At 68.6% G+C, this 15,906-nt stretch carries 14 protein-coding genes; 4 read left to right on the top strand and 10 right to left on the bottom strand.

Annotated features, from left to right (window positions below; translation table 11 throughout):
• The first annotated feature begins 12 nt into the window (after positions 1-12).
• Entirely contained in the window at positions 13-912 is a 900-nt protein-coding gene (locus BJY14_RS25460; protein ID WP_179845927.1) for an NAD(P)H-binding protein, read from the top strand.
• Positions 913-1,062: 150 nt separating this feature from the next.
• On the opposite strand, the gene BJY14_RS25455 is transcribed toward BJY14_RS25460, so the two are convergent.
• Together BJY14_RS25455 and BJY14_RS25450 are read right to left on the bottom strand one after the other, a co-directional pair.
• A complete protein-coding gene (locus tag BJY14_RS25455; RefSeq protein WP_179845926.1) occupies positions 1,063-1,245 on the bottom strand; it encodes a DUF397 domain-containing protein in 183 nt (60 codons plus the stop codon).
• On the bottom strand, positions 1,236-2,036 hold the full coding sequence (locus BJY14_RS25450; protein ID WP_179845925.1) for a helix-turn-helix domain-containing protein: 801 nt from the start codon (positions 2,034-2,036) through the stop codon (positions 1,236-1,238). Before BJY14_RS25450 ends, BJY14_RS25455 begins: the two co-directional genes overlap by 10 nt.
• 167 nt (positions 2,037-2,203) lie before the next feature.
• Here BJY14_RS25450 and BJY14_RS25445 point away from each other — a divergent pair, with 167 nt between their 5' ends.
• On the top strand, positions 2,204-2,593 hold the full coding sequence (locus BJY14_RS25445) for an ATP-binding protein (RefSeq protein WP_179845924.1): 390 nt from the start codon (positions 2,204-2,206) through the stop codon (positions 2,591-2,593).
• Positions 2,578-2,934, top strand: a complete 357-nt coding sequence (locus BJY14_RS25440) for a hypothetical protein (RefSeq protein ID WP_179845923.1) — start codon at positions 2,578-2,580, stop codon at positions 2,932-2,934. The genes BJY14_RS25445 and BJY14_RS25440 overlap by 16 nt, the downstream gene beginning before the upstream one ends.
• A 34-nt stretch (positions 2,935-2,968) precedes the next feature.
• Here the strand turns inward: BJY14_RS25440 and BJY14_RS25435 are convergent, their stop codons facing one another.
• The 3 genes from BJY14_RS25435 to BJY14_RS25425 all read right to left on the bottom strand — a co-directional run bounded on the left by BJY14_RS25435 (position 2,969) and on the right by BJY14_RS25425 (position 5,136).
• A complete protein-coding gene (locus BJY14_RS25435) occupies positions 2,969-3,322 on the bottom strand; it encodes a hypothetical protein (protein WP_179845922.1) in 354 nt (117 codons plus the stop codon).
• An 84-nt stretch (positions 3,323-3,406) separates the two neighbouring features.
• On the bottom strand, positions 3,407-4,324 hold the full coding sequence (locus BJY14_RS25430) for an NADP-dependent oxidoreductase (protein WP_179845921.1): 918 nt from the start codon (positions 4,322-4,324) through the stop codon (positions 3,407-3,409).
• Positions 4,325-4,491: 167 nt separating this feature from the next.
• A complete protein-coding gene (locus tag BJY14_RS25425) occupies positions 4,492-5,136 on the bottom strand; it encodes a TetR/AcrR family transcriptional regulator (RefSeq protein WP_179845920.1) in 645 nt (214 codons plus the stop codon).
• 66 nt (positions 5,137-5,202) lie between these two features.
• On the opposite strand from BJY14_RS25425, the gene BJY14_RS25420 reads away from it, so the two are divergent.
• Positions 5,203-5,817 (top strand): serine hydrolase domain-containing protein, encoded by a 615-nt coding sequence (locus BJY14_RS25420; protein ID WP_179845919.1) that lies wholly within the window; start codon positions 5,203-5,205, stop codon positions 5,815-5,817.
• A gap of 166 nt (positions 5,818-5,983) precedes the next feature.
• Here BJY14_RS25420 and BJY14_RS25415 read toward each other — a convergent pair whose 3' ends face one another.
• The 5 genes from BJY14_RS25415 to BJY14_RS25395 all read right to left on the bottom strand — a co-directional run bounded on the left by BJY14_RS25415 (position 5,984) and on the right by BJY14_RS25395 (position 15,904).
• On the bottom strand, positions 5,984-6,211 hold the full coding sequence (locus BJY14_RS25415) for a hypothetical protein (RefSeq protein ID WP_179845918.1): 228 nt from the start codon (positions 6,209-6,211) through the stop codon (positions 5,984-5,986).
• Positions 6,212-6,493: 282 nt separating this feature from the next.
• Positions 6,494-10,366 (bottom strand): DNA-directed RNA polymerase subunit beta', encoded by a 3,873-nt coding sequence (locus tag BJY14_RS25410; protein WP_179845917.1) that lies wholly within the window; start codon positions 10,364-10,366, stop codon positions 6,494-6,496.
• A gap of 19 nt (positions 10,367-10,385) precedes the next feature.
• Positions 10,386-13,862, bottom strand: coding sequence for a DNA-directed RNA polymerase subunit beta (gene rpoB, locus BJY14_RS25405; protein ID WP_179845916.1), 3,477 nt, complete (start codon positions 13,860-13,862; stop codon positions 10,386-10,388).
• Between the two features lie 474 nt (positions 13,863-14,336).
• A complete protein-coding gene (locus tag BJY14_RS25400) occupies positions 14,337-15,419 on the bottom strand; it encodes an Rv1363c family protein (RefSeq protein ID WP_179845915.1) in 1,083 nt (360 codons plus the stop codon).
• The gene (locus tag BJY14_RS25395) at positions 15,416-15,904 is read right to left on the bottom strand and encodes an Rv1363c family protein (RefSeq protein WP_179845914.1); all 489 of its coding nucleotides are present in this window, start codon (positions 15,902-15,904) and stop codon (positions 15,416-15,418) included. Before BJY14_RS25395 ends, BJY14_RS25400 begins: the two co-directional genes overlap by 4 nt.
• Positions 15,905-15,906: the final 2 nt, after the last annotated feature.

The raw sequence follows: 15,906 nt of genomic DNA, 5'->3' as shown, positions 1-15,906 counted from the left end.
AACGTCCCGATCATGCCTGACAACACTCGTTCCGCGGGCCCGCGCTCTCGTCCGTTGATCCTGGTCACCGGCGCGGCCGGCAACCTCGGCCGAGAAGTCGTCACCCGTCTCCAAGCGGATGGAGCACGCCTTCGAATCCTCGTGCGCCACCAGACCGCTCCACGCGCCGGAATCGAGTCGGTGGTCGGCGACCTCACAGACCCCGCTTCCGTCCGTGAGGCGCTCGCGGGCATCGACGCCGTTCTCCTCCTGTGGCCGCTGCTCGATTCCACAGCCGCCCATGACCTGATTGAGGAGCTGAACGCGGCGGCACCCCGTGTCATCTACCTGTCCACGACCGCCATAGACGACGAAGCCGTTCGCCAGCCCGATCCCATCGCCCAAGTGCACGCGGACATGGAAGCCCTGCTCCACGCAGCCGGCTTGCACCCGCTGGTACTGCGCAGTGACACGTTGGCCTCCAACACCCGAGGCTGGGCACCGCAACTTCGGCTGGGTGACGTGGTGTCAGGGCTGGACATAGCGCGCACGGCCGTCGTGGACGAGCGCGACGTTGCCGATGCGGCCGCAGCCGTACTCCTCGCGCATCACGAACCAGACCAGCGGCTGTACGTCCTGACGGGCCCCGAGGTCCTCAGCCGCGCCGATCAGGTCGCCCAACTCGGCGCCGTTCTCCGGCGCCGCCTGCGCTTCCAGCCGGTCCCCGCCGACCTCGCACGATCACAGATGCTCGCGGACGGCCGCCCCGAGCCACTGGTGGAAGCGCTGATCGCCGCCTCGGTGCGGCGCCCCGGGTCGGACCGCACCACCGACCACATTGAGCGCCTCACCGGCCGCCCGCCCGGCACCTTCACAAGCTGGGCCACAGACCACGCGCCCGAGTTCAACTCCGCGCCTATACGAGGAAGGTGAACTTTCTATCCCGAACGGCCACCGCCACAGGAGCATCCGCCAGCCCCCACACTCACCACCGTTGGCAGTGGTAATGCTGCATTTACGCCACGCCGCCCTGCCCAGATCAATCATCTAAGCCGCCCGCGAAATGGGGCGCCTCCCGAGAAATCACCGCTTCAGGTCGGACAGCAGCGCTCTGAAAGCGCGCCGCTCAATAAGCAACTTCGGCCCGTCCGGGTCCTTACTGTCACGCACGACAACCGTCTCCGACATCGAGGCCAACTCGACGCACGCTCCACCGTTGTTCGTGCTGCGGCCGCTCTTACGCCACAGAGCGTTGCTCAGGTCCATTTCTCCTCAACCACCTTACGAATCAACTCTACGGACTCTTTCACCGAGTAAGCGCTGGCACGGAGGGAGACCAGAGCCTCGGACAGCCTCGCGACATCCCCTGCACCAGCCATCGTCATCCCGCGCAGAGCGGTCTCCACGTACGCTACCTCACTGCGGTCGGCCATTGTCGCGAGAATGAACGAGCCGGATAGACCGTCGTGAACCTCGGCCGGTACCACCTGAATAATGCACCGCCTTGCCTGAAGAAGGATCAGCTGTTCGAGTTGCTCTCTCATCACCTCCGAGCCGCCCACGTCACGAGTGAGGATGTTCTCATCCAGCATGACCGAAAGCATCGGGGGAGATGGATTCTCCCTCGCAAGAATATTTTGGCGCGCCATGCGAGCGGAGACGGCGGCTTCGTCGTCCAGAAGTGCCATGGCGTACTTGGGGGTCTGCAGCAGACCGTGCACCACCGAGAGCTCGAATGCTTGGAGCATCATGGCGTCGCGCTCAATGGGGGGCCAGTCGAACCAGGTGGGGTAGGCGGCGTCTTGGACAAGGTCCTTCCAGAGCCGAATGAGGCAGCCCTGAGCACTGACGATCTCGTCGAGTTGCTGAGCGAAGTCGGAGGTGCAGCGGGTCTTGCCGACTTCGATCTGGCCGATGTAGGAGCCACTGACCGGGAATCGATCCCCCAGTCGATCCTGGCTGAGACCCATGCGCTCCCTGTAATAGCGCACCTGATTGCCGTAGGCGATGAGCGTGGGGCTGACGGTTTGAAGATCCCGGCGGGGCTTGCGGGCCATGGTTCTCGTCCTCTCCCAACCAGACTGCGCCACCCGGCAAGTGGTCGCAAGCGGGCAGCAACCTTCACCGCCGCGATTACGCGAGAGTAATCACGTTGTCACACAAAGTGTTTCCCATGCTCTTCGGTGGTGTCAGCAGAACCGACACTCTTCGAAGGTGGTGCCAGATGGCTCCGACGGCTGTGGCTCCTGAGGTGCCGACGCTCGTCCTCGAACCGTCCGGCCGGGCGCCGGCGCTCGCGCGGCGGTTCGTCGGCGCGTGGTTTCGGGCGTGGGAGATCGCGGACGACTCGGACGCGCGGGTCGTCGTGTCCGAGCTCGTCACGAACGCGCTGCTGCATGGGGAGGGGCCGATCGTCGTCCGGCTGTTCCGGGACGAGGGTGACGGGCGGCCTGTGATCGAGGTGTGGGACGGCGGGACGGGGCGGCCGGCTGTCCAGCCGGAAGACCACACGGCGACGGGCGGGCGGGGGCTGCACCTGGTGTCGCAACTGGCCGTCGAGTGGGGAACGCGGCCGCTGCTGGAAGGAGGAAAGGTCACGTGGGCGAGGTGTTGAGCGCGCAGGTGGAACGCTCCGTCCTCTATCTGCGGACACGGCTGGGCCGGAGGACCGCGTGCCGGTATCTGGAGGTACTCGCGCTGACGCTCCGGCCCCAGGGGTGGCGGTTCGTGAAGCTGTACCGGCCCGCGGCCGTCCCGCTTCTACGGGTCTACGTGAACGGGACCGAGGAGATCGCGATCGAGGTGAGCGCGCTGCCGGTGCCGGGCGGCGAGTGGGCCTACCACGACGCCCGGCTCGGTCGGCGCGGCTACCTGCACCCATGCACCGACGCCGACGCCGCGGCCAAGGTCGTCGGCGATCTCCTCAAGCACCGCATGTTCCCGTCCACCTGGTGAGCCGATCCGGGAAGTCCGATGGTGGCTGCTCGGGTCAGGCTTCCCAGCGGGCGGCTTCGAGGACGTCGGCGACGTGGGCGGCGGCCTCCGGGCACAGGCGTGGCATGCAGTCTCGGAGCGGCTCGACGATGGCCTCGGGGACGGTGCCGTACTCGACGAGATGTCCCAGGGAGTGGGCGATCTCCTCCTGGACCACCGAGTCGGCCTCTCGCGCGAGCGCCTCCACGAGCGGCAGCACTATCGGAGACGTGTCCAGGCCGCCCCTGCACGCACCGATGAGCAGATCCCCGAGCTGTGCGGCGGCCAGCTCGCGGACCTTGGGCTCCGCGCCGGACAGCCGCTCCGACAACTCCACGGAAACGCCGGTTCGGGGCGCTTCGTCACTCATGCCCACTCCCGCGTCCTGCCGGTCCTCGATCTCCCGCGTCCTACTCCAGGATCTTCCCGGCACAAGGCCGGGCCGGGGAGACGGTCAGGGCCGGAGGACGATCTTGCCGTGGGTGTGGCGCTGTTCCAGTTCGCGGAAGGCGTCCTGCACCTGGGCCAGCGGGTAGGCGCGGGCGATCGTCACTTCCAGCTCCCCGCGCGCGACGAGGCGGGCCAGCTCGCCGAGGACGGCCGCGCACGACGCCGTGCTCTCCCCGGCGGTCTGGGCGCCGACCTTGGCCGCGGTCCCCCAGTCGCGGATCGTGTTGATCCGCTGGGGCCGCACTCCCAGCTCCACCGCCAGGTCGACGTAGCCGGTGCCGAACGTGTCGATGAACGCGTCGACGGTCCCGCCGGACGCCTCCCTGATCCGGTCGGCCACGCCGTCCCCGTACTCGACCGGGATGACGCCGTGCTCCTTCAGCCAGGCGTGGTTCGGTTCGCTCGCCAGCCCGATCACCGTGGCGCCGTGGCGCCGCGCGAGCTGCACGGCGAGGGACCCGACACCGCCCGCGGCGCCGGAGACCACGACCGTGTCGGACGGTCCGAGGTCGACCGCGAACACGCAGGCCCAGGCGGTCGCGCCCGCCACCTGCAGCGACCCGGCCACGTCCCAGGAAAGCCCTGCCGGGCGCGGCGTCAGCCGGACGTCGTCGACCGCGACGAACTCCGCGTGGCTCGCCCTGTCATGGGTGAAGCCGAGGACCTCGTCCCCCACCGCGAAGCCGCGCACTTCCGGGCCGAGCTCGACCACGACACCGGCCAGGTCGGTGCCCTGCCCGGAGGGGAACGCCGCCGGCCAGCGCCTGTGCAGCCCGCCCTCCCGGATGTGCGCCTCGCCGGGCTGGATCCCCGCCGCGCGAACCTCCACCAGCACCTGCCCGGGGCCGGGCACCGGCCGCTCCACCTCCTCCACCCGCAGGACATCGATCCCGCCGTACTCGTGGAACCGCACCGCCTTCATCGCGTGATCACCGCTCTTCCTCGCCAAGGCCGGCCCTCGATGGCCGCCCCATGAGCCTGCCTTGGTTCCGGCGGCCTAGTAACGGACCGTTCTCCCTAGGACCGGCGGTCCGATGATGAGCGGGACGAACGCTGCGGGCGATCTCCTGGTCAGGGCTGGCGCGCAGATCAGCGATCCAGGTACTGGCGGCACTCGCCGGTGAAGACGGCGGCCAGTTCGGCGTCGATGACCGAGGCCGCGAGGTCCGCGGTGGGGACGCCGTTCAGCACCTCCGGGTCTCGGTAGACCTGCATCGCGAGTCCTTCCGTGACGGCGGCGAGCCGGACGGCGGCGGGCACCGGGTCCAGGCCGGGCTCGACCTCCCCGCACTCCTTGCCGTTGCGGACGGCCTGGGCGATGTCGGCCCGCAGGGCGCGGGCGGTCGCGACGTCGACCTCGGCGAGGGCCGGGGCGTCGAGGGCCCGCCCGGCGAACGCCGTGGCGACCCGGAACTCGGTCCGGCGCGTCTCGTCCAGGGGCAGGAACTCGGCCATCGCCTCGGCGAGGATCCGGGCGATGGGCCTGCGGTGCTCGGTCCCGGCCCGGATCCGCGCGTCGACCCGGCCGCGAATGGACGCGCTGACGTGGGCGAACGCGTGCAGCAGCATGTCGTCCTTGGTGCGGAAGTAGTGCTGCACGAGCCCGACCGAGATACCCGCGGCGGCGGCCGTGCGGGCGACGGTGACGGCGTCGATCCCCTGCTCGGAGACGAGCGCGCAGACCGCCAGGGCGATCTGGCGGCGGCGCTGCTCGTGGTCGGCGGTCCTCGGCACTTGATAACCATATCGCCATACGGTAAAACCGTACGGCCATACGGTTATTCGTTCCGAGGACATCGCATGCACTCTCGATCCGCGGTCCTGCTCGCGCTGCTCACCCTCCTGCTCTGCGTCCCGCCGGTCCCCGCCTCCGCGACGGCCGGCCCGTATGCCGAGATCGACGCCTATGTCCGTGACCGGATGAGGGCCACGCACTCGCCCGGTCTCAGCTACGCGGTGGTCGGCCGCGACGGGCCGCTTCACCAACGGACCTGGGGGACGGACGGACGCGGCGAGCGCGTCACCCCGCGCACACCCTTCCTGTGGGGCTCCATCGCCAAGCCCGTCACGGCGACCGCCGTCATGACGCTCGTCCAGGCCGGGCGGCTGCGCCTGGACGACCCCGTCACCGACCGTCTGCCCGGTTTCCGGTTCGGCGGCCCGGCTCACGCCGCCAAGGTGACGATCCGCCACCTACTGGAGCAGACCGCCGGGATCCCCGCGTCGGCCACGTCCAGGGTCACCGACTGCCACGGTTCCGGCTGCCCCGGGGCCGCCGGACGTCTCGGCGCTTTGGACGGCGTCGAACCGCTGGGCCCTCCGGGCACGAAGTACGCCTACACCAGCGCGAACTACCTGGTCCTCACCGCCGTGGTCGAGTCGGTCACCGGGCGCCCCTTCGATAGAGCCCACTGAAGTTGGGCGCGCTCAGGCGCTGCGGGAGCGCGGGGCGTCCTTTCGAGTGCCGGACGCGGTCGGCGGGACGCTGACCTGGGCATCGGCGCGGCGTGCTCTCGTCCCCCAGCACAGTGGAAGCGGGCCCGGCGTGGCCGGACCCGCTTCAAGAGAGACGGTGATCAGGTCACCGCTGCTGGTTCTGGGCCTCCTCGCGCATCCTGGCCACGACCGTTTCCACCGACTCGCGGAGGTTCACCGGGACGGTCAGGTCCTGGTGGTGGTCGCCTTCGAAGACGTCGTCGAGGGTGCCGGTGAAGCACAGCTCCACCGATTGGCTGCGGGTGGCGGCCTCGATCAGCGCCTGCCGCGCTGCCGCCTTCGGGTCGCCGCTCATACGCACGATGTGGGGCAAGACTTTCTCCCTCTGGTGTTTCGGTTGGGTCCCGCAAGCGGGACTGCTTACCAGAGACCGTACAGGTAGGAGGGGAACGCCAGCCGACGCCTGTCTGAGGCACACCCGTCACCGCCCACGCGGGCGGTCGGTTCGGGCAGGACCGCATCGGTCTGACCGGGCCTGCGGATGCGGAATGCGGAATGCGGGATCGAAGACCTGCCGAGGCCGGAAAAGGGCGAGGCCCCTTCCGGAACCCGGAAGGGGCCTCGCCTTGTGCCTCGTCGGTGCGTGTCGGCCGACTCAGCGGTTGTACTGACCGAAGTCGTACTCCTCCAGCGGGACGGCCTCGCCGGAGCCCTGCCCGAAGGCGTACTCGGCGCCGTCATCGTAGGAGCCGACGGAGTACACCGCCGCCTTCGCCTCCTCGGTCGGCTCGACCCGGACGTTGCGGTACTGCGGCATGCCGGTACCCGCCGGGATGAGCTTGCCGATGATGACGTTCTCCTTGAGGCCGAGCAGCGGGTCGCTCTTGGCGTGCATCGCGGCCTCGGTGAGCACCCGGGTCGTCTCCTGGAAGGACGCCGCCGACAGCCACGACTCGGTCGCGAGCGAGGCCTTGGTGATGCCCATCAGGACGGGGCGGCCGGCGGCGGGGACCCCGCCCTCGGCCACGACGTTCCGGTTCGTCTCCTCGAAGATCGGACGCTCGACCAGATCACCCGGGAGCAGGTCGGTGTCGCCCGACTCCAGGATGTTCACCCGCTTCAGCATCTGGCGAACGATGATCTCGATGTGCTTGTCGTGGATCGACACGCCCTGCGACCGGTACACCTCCTGCACCTCCTGGACGAGGTGGAGCTGCACGGCGCGCGGGCCGAGGATGCGCAGCACCTCGTGCGGGTTGATCGCACCCGCGATGAGCTGCTGGCCGACGCCCACGGACTCGCCCTCCTTGACCAGGAGGCGGGACCGCATCGGCACCGGGTAGGCGATCTCGTCGGAGCCGTCGTCCGGGACGATGACGACCTTGCGGGCCTTCTCCGTCTCGTCGATCTTGACGCGGCCGGCGACCTCGCTGATCGGGGCCACACCCTTGGGGATGCGGGCCTCGAACAGCTCCTGGACACGCGGCAGACCGTGCGTGATGTCGCCGCCCGCCACACCACCGGTGTGGAAGGTGCGCATCGTCAGCTGCGTGCCGGGCTCGCCGATGGACTGCGCGGCGATGATGCCGACGGCCTCACCGACGTCCACCCGCTTGCCGGTGGCCAGCGAGCGGCCGTAGCAGGCGGCGCAGACACCGATCTTGGCCTCGCAGACCAGGGCGCTGCGGGTGCGGACCTTCTCCACGCCCGCCTCGACCAGGCGCGACACGACCGCGTCGGACAGGTCGGTGTCGGCGGGGAAGATGACCGTCCCGTCGACGACGACGTCCTCGGCGATGGTGCGGCCGACCAGGCTCGTCTCCGAGGTGGCGAGCTTGACCAGGGTGCCGTCCTGCAGGCGGTCGGCGACCTCGAAGGGGATCGTGCGGTCGGTGCCGCAGTCCTCCTCGCGGACGATGACGTCCTGCGCGACGTCCACCAGGCGCCGGGTCAGGTAACCCGAGTCGGCGGTGCGCAGCGCGGTGTCGGCCAGGCCCTTGCGGGCGCCGTGCGTCGAGATGAAGTACTCGACGACCGACAGGCCCTCGCGGAAGGACGACTTGATCGGACGCGGGATGGTCTCGCCCTTGGGGTTGGAGACCAGGCCGCGCATACCGGCGATCTGGCGGAGCTGCAGCGGGTTGCCGCGGGCGCCCGACTGGATCATCATCCAGATCGGGTTGGCCTTCGGGAACGCCTTCTCCATGTCCACCGCGACGTCCGCGGTGGCCTTGTTCCAGATCTCGATGAGCTCCTGCTTGCGCTCGTCGTCGGTGATCAGGCCGCGGTTGAACTCCCGCTGCACCTTCTCGGCGCGCGCCTCGTAGCCGCCCAGGATCTCCGCCTTGTTGGGCGGCGTGATGACGTCGTCGATCGCGATCGTGACGCCGGACCTGGTCGCCCAGTGGAACCCGGTGCTCTTCAGCGCGTCCAGCGCGTTGGCGACGGCCACCTTCGGGTAGGTCTCCGCCAGCTCGTTGACGATCGCCGAGAGCTGCTTCTTGCCGATCTCGTCGTCCACGAACGGGAAGTCGTCCGGCAGCGTCTCGTTGAACATCGCGCGGCCGAGCGTCGTCTCCAGCCGGTAGGGCCGGCCGGGCTCGTAGCCCTCGGGCGCCTTCCAGCCGCGCGGCGGCGGGACGTCCTTGAGCCGGATCTGGATCCGGGCCTGCAGGTCCAGCTCGTGCCGGTCGTAGGCCATGATGGCCTCGCCGATCGAGCCGAACGCGCGGCCCTCGCCCACCGCCCCGTCCTTCTGCGTCGTCAGCCAGTACAGGCCGATGACCATGTCCTGGGTGGGCATGGTGACGGGCTTGCCGTCCGACGGCTTCAGGATGTTGTTGGTCGACAGCATCAGGATCCGCGCCTCGGCCTGCGCCTCGGCGGACAGCGGCAGGTGCACCGCCATCTGGTCGCCGTCGAAGTCCGCGTTGAACGCGGTGCAGACGAGCGGGTGGATCTGGATGGCCTTGCCCTCGACCAGCTGCGGCTCGAACGCCTGGATGCCGAGCCGGTGCAGGGTCGGCGCCCGGTTCAGCAGCACCGGGTGCTCGGTGATGACCTCTTCCAGCACGTCCCACACGACCGGGCGGGCCCGCTCGACCATCCGCTTGGCGGACTTGATGTTCTGCGCGTGGTTGAGGTCGACCAGCCGCTTCATGACGAACGGCTTGAACAGCTCCAGCGCCATCTGCTTGGGCAGGCCGCACTGGTGCAGCTTCAGCTGCGGGCCGACGACGATGACCGAACGGCCGGAGTAGTCGACGCGCTTGCCCAGCAGGTTCTGCCGGAACCGGCCCTGCTTGCCCTTGAGCATGTCGGACAGCGACTTCAGCGGACGGTTGCCGGGCCCGGTGACCGGGCGGCCGCGGCGGCCGTTGTCGAACAGCGCGTCGACGGCCTCCTGCAGCATCCGCTTCTCGTTGTTGACGATGATCTCGGGAGCGCCGAGGTCGAGCAGGCGCTTGAGCCGGTTGTTGCGGTTGATCACCCGGCGGTACAGGTCGTTCAGGTCGGACGTGGCGAACCGGCCGCCGTCCAGCTGGACCATGGGACGCAGGTCCGGCGGGATGACCGGGATGCAGTCCAGCACCATGCCGAGCGGGCTGTTGCGGGTGTTGAGGAACGCCGAGACGACCTTCAGCCGCTTGAGGGCGCGGGCCTTCTTCTGGCCCTTGCCGGTGCGGATGATGTCGCGCAGCTTCTCGGCCTCGGCGTCGAGGTCGAAGTTCTGCAGCCGCGCCTGGATGGCCGCGGCGCCCATGCCGCCCTCGAAGTACTTGCCGAACCGGTCGCGCATCTCGCGGTAGAGCAGCTCGTCGCCCTCGAGGTCCTGGACCTTGAGGTTCTTGAAGCGGCTCCAGACCTCGTCGAGGCGGTCGAGTTCGCGCTGCGCGCGGTCGCGCAGCTGCTTCATCTCCCGCTCGGCGCCGTCGCGCACCTTGCGCTTCTGGTCGGCCTTCGCGCCGGCCTCCTCCAGCTCCGCCAGGTCGCCCTCCAGCTTCTGCTGGCGGGCTTCGACCTGCGCGTCGCGGGCCTGCTCGATCTGCTGGCGCTCCACGGAGATGTGGGCCTCCAGCGTCGGCAGGTCGCGGTCGCGCCGCTCGGCGTCCACGCTGGTGATCATGTAGGCCGCGAAGTAGATGATCTTCTCGAGATCCTTCGGGGCCAGGTCCAGCAGGTAGCCGAGCCGGGACGGGACGCCCTTGAAGTACCAGATGTGCGTGACGGGCGCCGCCAGCTCGATGTGGCCCATCCGCTCACGGCGCACCTTGGCACGGGTCACCTCGACGCCGCAGCGCTCACAGATGATGCCCTTGAACCGGACGCGCTTGTACTTACCGCAGTAGCACTCCCAGTCGCGGGTAGGACCGAAGATCTTCTCGCAGAAGAGCCCGTCCTTCTCCGGCTTGAGGGTCCGGTAGTTGATCGTCTCCGGCTTCTTCACCTCACCGTGCGACCACTGGCGGATGTCGTCGGCGGTCGCCAGACCGATGCGAAGCTCGTCGAAGAAGTTGACGTCAAGCAACTGTTTTCCCCTTGAGTTCTCAGACCTCGTCGACGCTCATCGCGCCCTCGTTCGGGCGACGGGAGAGGTCGATGCCGAGCTCCTCCGCGGCGCGGAAGACGTCCTCGTCGGTGTCGCGCATCTCGATGGACATGCCGTCGCTGGAGAGCACCTCGACGTTGAGGCACAGCGACTGCATCTCCTTGATGAGCACCTTGAAGGACTCGGGAATGCCGGGCTCGGGGATGTTCTCGCCCTTGACGATGGCCTCGTAGACCTTCACGCGGCCGAGGACGTCGTCGGACTTGATGGTCAGCAGCTCCTGGAGGGCGTAGGCGGCGCCGTAGGCCTCCAGTGCCCAGACCTCCATCTCACCGAAGCGCTGGCCGCCGAACTGGGCCTTACCGCCGAGCGGCTGCTGGGTGATCATGGAGTACGGGCCGGTCGAACGAGCGTGGATCTTGTCGTCGACCAGGTGGAGCAGCTTGAGGATGTAGATGTAGCCGACCGAGATCGGGTCCTTGTAGGGCTCGCCGGTGCGGCCGTCGAACATCCGCGCCTTGCCGCCCGGGCCCACCATGCGCTGGCCGTCGCGGTTCGGGAGCGTGCTCTCGATCAGGCCGGTGACGTCGTCCTCGCGGGCGCCGTCGAACACCGGCGTCGCGGTGTTCGTCCAGGCCGGAGCCTCGTCGGCGCCGATGGCCTTGAGGGCCTGCTTCCACTCGGCGTCGTCGCCCTCGACCTTCCAGCCGCGGGAGGCGACCCAGCCGAGGTGGGTCTCCAGGACCTGTCCGACGTTCATGCGGCCGGGCACGCCCAGGGGGTTCAGGACGATGTCGACTGGGGTGCCGTCCTCCAGGAACGGCATGTCCTCCACCGGCAGCACCTTGGAGATGACGCCCTTGTTGCCGTGCCGGCCCGCGAGCTTGTCCCCGTCGGTGATCTTGCGCTTCTGCGCCACGTACACCCGGACCAGCTCGTTCACCCCCGGCGGGAGCTCGTCGCCGTCGTCGCGGGAGAACACCCGCACGCCGATGACCTTGCCCTGCTCGCCGTGCGGCACCTTCAGCGAGGTGTCGCGCACCTCGCGCGCCTTCTCACCGAAGATCGCCCGCAGCAGCCGCTCCTCCGGGGTCAGCTCGGTCTCCCCCTTCGGGGTGACCTTCCCGACCAGGATGTCACCGGGCACCACGTCGGCGCCGATCCGGATGATCCCCCGCTCGTCCAGGTCGGCCAGGACCTCCTCGGACACGTTCGGGATGTCGCGGGTGATCTCCTCGGGGCCCAGCTTGGTGTCACGGGCGTCGACCTCGTGCTCCTCGATGTGGATCGAGGAAAGGACGTCGTCCTGCACCAGCCGCTGCGACAGGATGATCGCGTCTTCGTAGTTGTGGCCCTCCCACGGCATGAACGCCACCAGCAGGTTCTTGCCCAGCGCCATCTCACCGTCATCGGTGCACGGCCCATCGGCGATCACCTGACCGACCTCGACGCGCTGACCCTCGTCCACGATCGGCTTCTGGTTGAAGCACGTGCCCTGGTTGGACCGCTTGAACTTCGACACCCGGTACGTCGTCCGGGTCCCGTCGTCGTTCATCACCGTCACGTAGTCGGCCGAGACCTCCTCGACCACACCCGCCTTCTCCGCCGTGATCACATCACCGGCATCGGTCGCGGCACGGTACTCCATGCCCGTCCCGACCAGCGGCGCCTCACTGCGCAGCAACGGCACCGACTGCCGCTGCATGTTCGACCCCATCAGCGCACGGTTGGCGTCGTCGTGCTCCAGGAACGGGATCATCGCCGTCGCGACCGAGGTCATCTGCCGCGCCGAGACGTCCATGTACTGGACCTCGCGGGCGGGGACCAGCTCGACCTCGCCGCCCTTGCGGCGGACGAGGACGCGGCTCTCGACGAAGGTGCCGTCGTCGTTCAGCAGGGAGTTGGCCTGCGCGATGACGTAGCGGTCCTCCTCGTCGGCCGTCAGGTAGTCGATCTCCTCGCCGACGACGCCGTCGGTGACGCGCCGGTACGGGGTCTCGACGAACCCGAACGGGTTGACGCGGCCGAATGCGGCGAGCGAGCCGATGAGGCCGATGTTGGGGCCTTCGGGCGTCTCGATCGGGCACATCCGCCCGTAGTGCGACGGGTGGACGTCACGGACCTCCATGCCCGCGCGCTCACGCGACAGACCACCGGGGCCCAGGGCGGACAGGCGCCGCTTGTGGGTGAGGCCGGCCAGGGGGTTGGTCTGGTCCATGAACTGCGACAGCTGGCTGGTGCCGAAGAACTCCTTGATGGAGGCCACCACCGGCCGGATATTGATCAACGTCTGCGGCGTGATCGCCTCGACGTCCTGCGTCGTCATCCGCTCCCGGACCACCCGCTCCATGCGGGCCAGCCCCAGACGCACCTGGTTCTGGATCAGCTCCCCCACCGTGCGCAGCCGCCGGTTGCCGAAGTGGTCGATGTCATCGACCTCGATCGGCACCGCCACACTGCCCAGGGTCGCCTCCTCCTCACCCGCGTGCAGACGCACCAGGTACTCGATCGTCGCGACCACGTCGTCCTCGGTCAGCGTCCCCTGGTTCATGTCCAGGTCCAGACCGAGCTTCTTGTTGATCTTGTAACGGCCGACCTTCGCCACGTCGTACCGCTTGGGATTGAAGTACAGGTTCTCCAGCAGCGTCTGGGCCGACTCCCGCGTCGGCGGCTCACCCGGCCGCAGCTTGCGGTAGATGTCCAGCAGCGCGTCATCCTGCCCGGACGTGTGGTCCTTCTCCAGCGTCACATTGATCGACTCATACGAGCCGAACCGCTCCCGGATCCGCGCCTCGTCCCACCCCAGCGCCTTCAGCAGCACCGTCACCGGCTGCTTGCGCTTGCGGTCGATGCGCACACCCACGTTGTCACGCTTGTCGATCTCGAACTCCAGCCAGGCACCCCGACTCGGGATCACCCGGCACCCGTAGATGTCCTTGTCCGACGCCTTGTCCAGCGCCCGGTCGAAGTACACCCCCGGCGAACGCACCAGCTGCGAGACCACGACACGCTCGGTGCCGTTGATGATGAAGGTGCCCTTGGGGGTCATGAGCGGGAAGTCGCCCATGAACACCGTCTGGCTCTTGATCTCACCGGTGGTGTTGTTGATGAACTCCGCCGTGACGAACATCGGGGCGGAGTAGGTCATGTCCTTGTCCTTGCACTCCTCCACGGAGTACTTGGGCGGCTCGAACCGGTGATCCCGGAACGACAGGGACATGGTCCCGGAGAAGTCCTCGATCGGACTGATCTCTTCGAAGATCTCCTCCAGCCCCGACTGCGTCGGGACGCTCTTACTTCCGGCCTTCTGGGCCGCCTCGACCCGGGCCTTCCACCTCTCGTTGCCCAGCAGCCAGTCGAACGAGTTGGTCTGCAGAGCAAGGAGGTCCGGGACTTCGAGCGGCTCCTTGATGCGCGCGAAGGAGACGCGGTTCGGACCGGTTGCGGTATTCGAGGCGTTGCGCGAGGCTGCCAAGAGTGGTCCTTCCGAGGGCTCGCGGCGTAACAGATGACACGCACGCCAGACGATCCACGTTCGAGACCTGCTCAAAGAGGGCCAAACCGGACCCTCAAAGGGGCCTGAACCGGACCTTCACAGGTGTGCTCTCACACGTGGATAGTCAGAGGGCAGCGCAAAGGGGCAGTGTAGCCGAACCGGTACACCGCTCGCAACTCTAGCGCCGCAGTATGCATCACGTTGCCATGGAGCATCGCCCCTCAGCGCCTCTCAGTCAAGAGCGGACTTGGACTTTTCAGGCCCTGACCTGCAGTGAGGAAGGCCATAGTTTAGGGATCCGGGTTGACAGCCCGCGAATCGCCGCAGGCGGCGGGTCGCGCGCCCGGCGGCCGCGCGACCCGCGACCTCGGCTAGGTCCGGCCCGGGAGGGTTAACAGCGACTCGTCCAGAGGCCGCGACGGGCATCTGGAAGACGCCGGGAGAGACGGCCGTCTAGGAGAGGACGGTCAGCTCGGAGGCGAGCCACTTGCCGTCCTTGTTGACCATCGTCAGCTTGATGCGCAGGGGCTCCGGGAGGCGCTGCTGCTTGTCGCTCTTGGTCGCCGAGGACCGGTTGGCGTAGACGAGCGCCACGACCTTGTCAGGGGTCGCGCTCACGACGCCGACCTTCATCACGGTCGTGTTGGAGACGGCCTGCTGCTGGACGGCGACGGTCTTGAGCTGCAGGGCGAGCTTGTCGTACTGGGTGTGCAGCTTGCCCGTCGTGGTGGCGGACGCGGCCTTCAGGTCGGTGTCCAGCGTCTGGTAGTCGTACGAGGACAGCTTCTGGGCCGCGCGGGACGCCGCGAAGGACGCCTCCTTGGACGCCTGCTCGGTCGCGTTCTGCTCGCGGACCTTCAACGCCAGCGCGGTGGTGCCGGCCGCGAGCGCGATCGCCAGGACGGCCAGGACGGCGATGACGGTCGACCTGCCGCCCAGCCGGGACCGGCCCTCCGGCTCGGCGTCCTCAGCGTCTTCGGCGTCCTCGTCGGTGGCCTTGGTGGGCTTCTTGAGGTTCAGACGCTTGGTCCGGGCGGCCTTCGCAGGCTTCGCGGCCTCGGCGTCCTCCTCGGCCTCGGCGTCCTCCTCGGCCTCAGCGTCTTCCTCGGCCTCAGCGTCTTCCTCGGCCTCTACGACCTCGGCGGCCTTGGAGCTCTTGGTGCCCTTGGTGCCCTTTGCGGCCTTGGTCGTCTTGACGGCCTTGGTGTCGTCATCGGCGAGGGCCTCGGTGTCCGCCTCCGCCGCTGAGCCGCCCTCTGCGGCTTCGTCCTCATCGGACGTGACTTCGGACGCCTTCCGGCTACGACGAGGCTTCTTGGGGGATTTGAGGGCCTTCGGAGCCTCCTCCGGGACGTCCTCTCCCGGCTCCTCGTCCGGCGCCTCGTCCGCCGCGGCCTCTTCGGCGGCGGCCGCCTCGTCCGCGGCGATCTGGGCGAGCCGCGCGGCCTCCCGGGCCTTCGCCGCGGCCTCCTCCGCCAGGCGCGCCGCCTCGGCGGCCTCCTCGGCCCTGGCCGCTCGATCCGCCTTGATCGTCACGGGACAACCTCCAGTCCGGACACGAGCCAGCGGCCGTCGACCCGCGTGAGGTCCATCTGGTACCGGTAGCCCTGCGGCGTACCGTTCTGCACCTTGTCGTTGGTGACGGTCCCGGTGAGGGACACCATCACCTCGGCGGAGTCGCCGTCGATGGAGACCAGCGCGGCGTCCACGTCACTGACAGTCGACTTGGCCTTGGCCTTGGTGATCTGCTGCATGAAGGCGTTCGACTGGCTTCCCAGCTTGTTCTTGAGGTCGCCGGTGGTGCCGCCCACGATGCGGTCCAGGTCGCGCTGGGCGGTGGCGGCGCTGAGCGACATCAGGTTGACGCCCATCTGGCGCGCCGACTGGATCGCCTTCGCCTTCTGGTCGGCCTCGTCCCTGTTCCGGAGGGAGACCACGCCGAGCCAACCGGACGCGATGGCGAGCCCCACCACGACGACGCTCAGCACGATCGCGGTGATCAGGGGTAGACGGCGCCTCATCG

The sequence above is a fragment of the Actinomadura luteofluorescens genome (genome assembly GCF_013409365.1).
GTDB lineage: Bacteria > Actinomycetota > Actinomycetes > Streptosporangiales > Streptosporangiaceae > Spirillospora > Spirillospora luteofluorescens.
The sequence above is the reverse complement of the archived record's forward strand: the minus strand, read 5'-3'. Positions and strand labels throughout refer to the sequence as shown.

Bases quoted from the DNA above. Each gene is read 5' to 3' on its own strand.
- BJY14_RS25445 (WP_179845924.1), top strand. From the start codon at position 2,204: ATGGCTCCGACGGCTGTGGCTCCTGAGGTGCCGACGCTCGTCCTCGAA.
- BJY14_RS25450 (WP_179845925.1), bottom strand. From the start codon at position 2,036: ATGGCCCGCAAGCCCCGCCGGGATCTTCAAACCGTCAGCCCCACGCTC.
- BJY14_RS25455 (WP_179845926.1), bottom strand. From the start codon at position 1,245: ATGGACCTGAGCAACGCTCTGTGGCGTAAGAGCGGCCGCAGCACGAAC.
- BJY14_RS25435 (WP_179845922.1), bottom strand. From the start codon at position 3,322: ATGAGTGACGAAGCGCCCCGAACCGGCGTTTCCGTGGAGTTGTCGGAG.
- BJY14_RS25420 (WP_179845919.1), top strand. From the start codon at position 5,203: ATGCACTCTCGATCCGCGGTCCTGCTCGCGCTGCTCACCCTCCTGCTC.
- BJY14_RS25395 (WP_179845914.1), bottom strand. From the start codon at position 15,904: ATGAGGCGCCGTCTACCCCTGATCACCGCGATCGTGCTGAGCGTCGTC.
- BJY14_RS25460 (WP_179845927.1), top strand. From the start codon at position 13: ATGCCTGACAACACTCGTTCCGCGGGCCCGCGCTCTCGTCCGTTGATC.
- BJY14_RS25430 (WP_179845921.1), bottom strand. From the start codon at position 4,324: ATGAAGGCGGTGCGGTTCCACGAGTACGGCGGGATCGATGTCCTGCGG.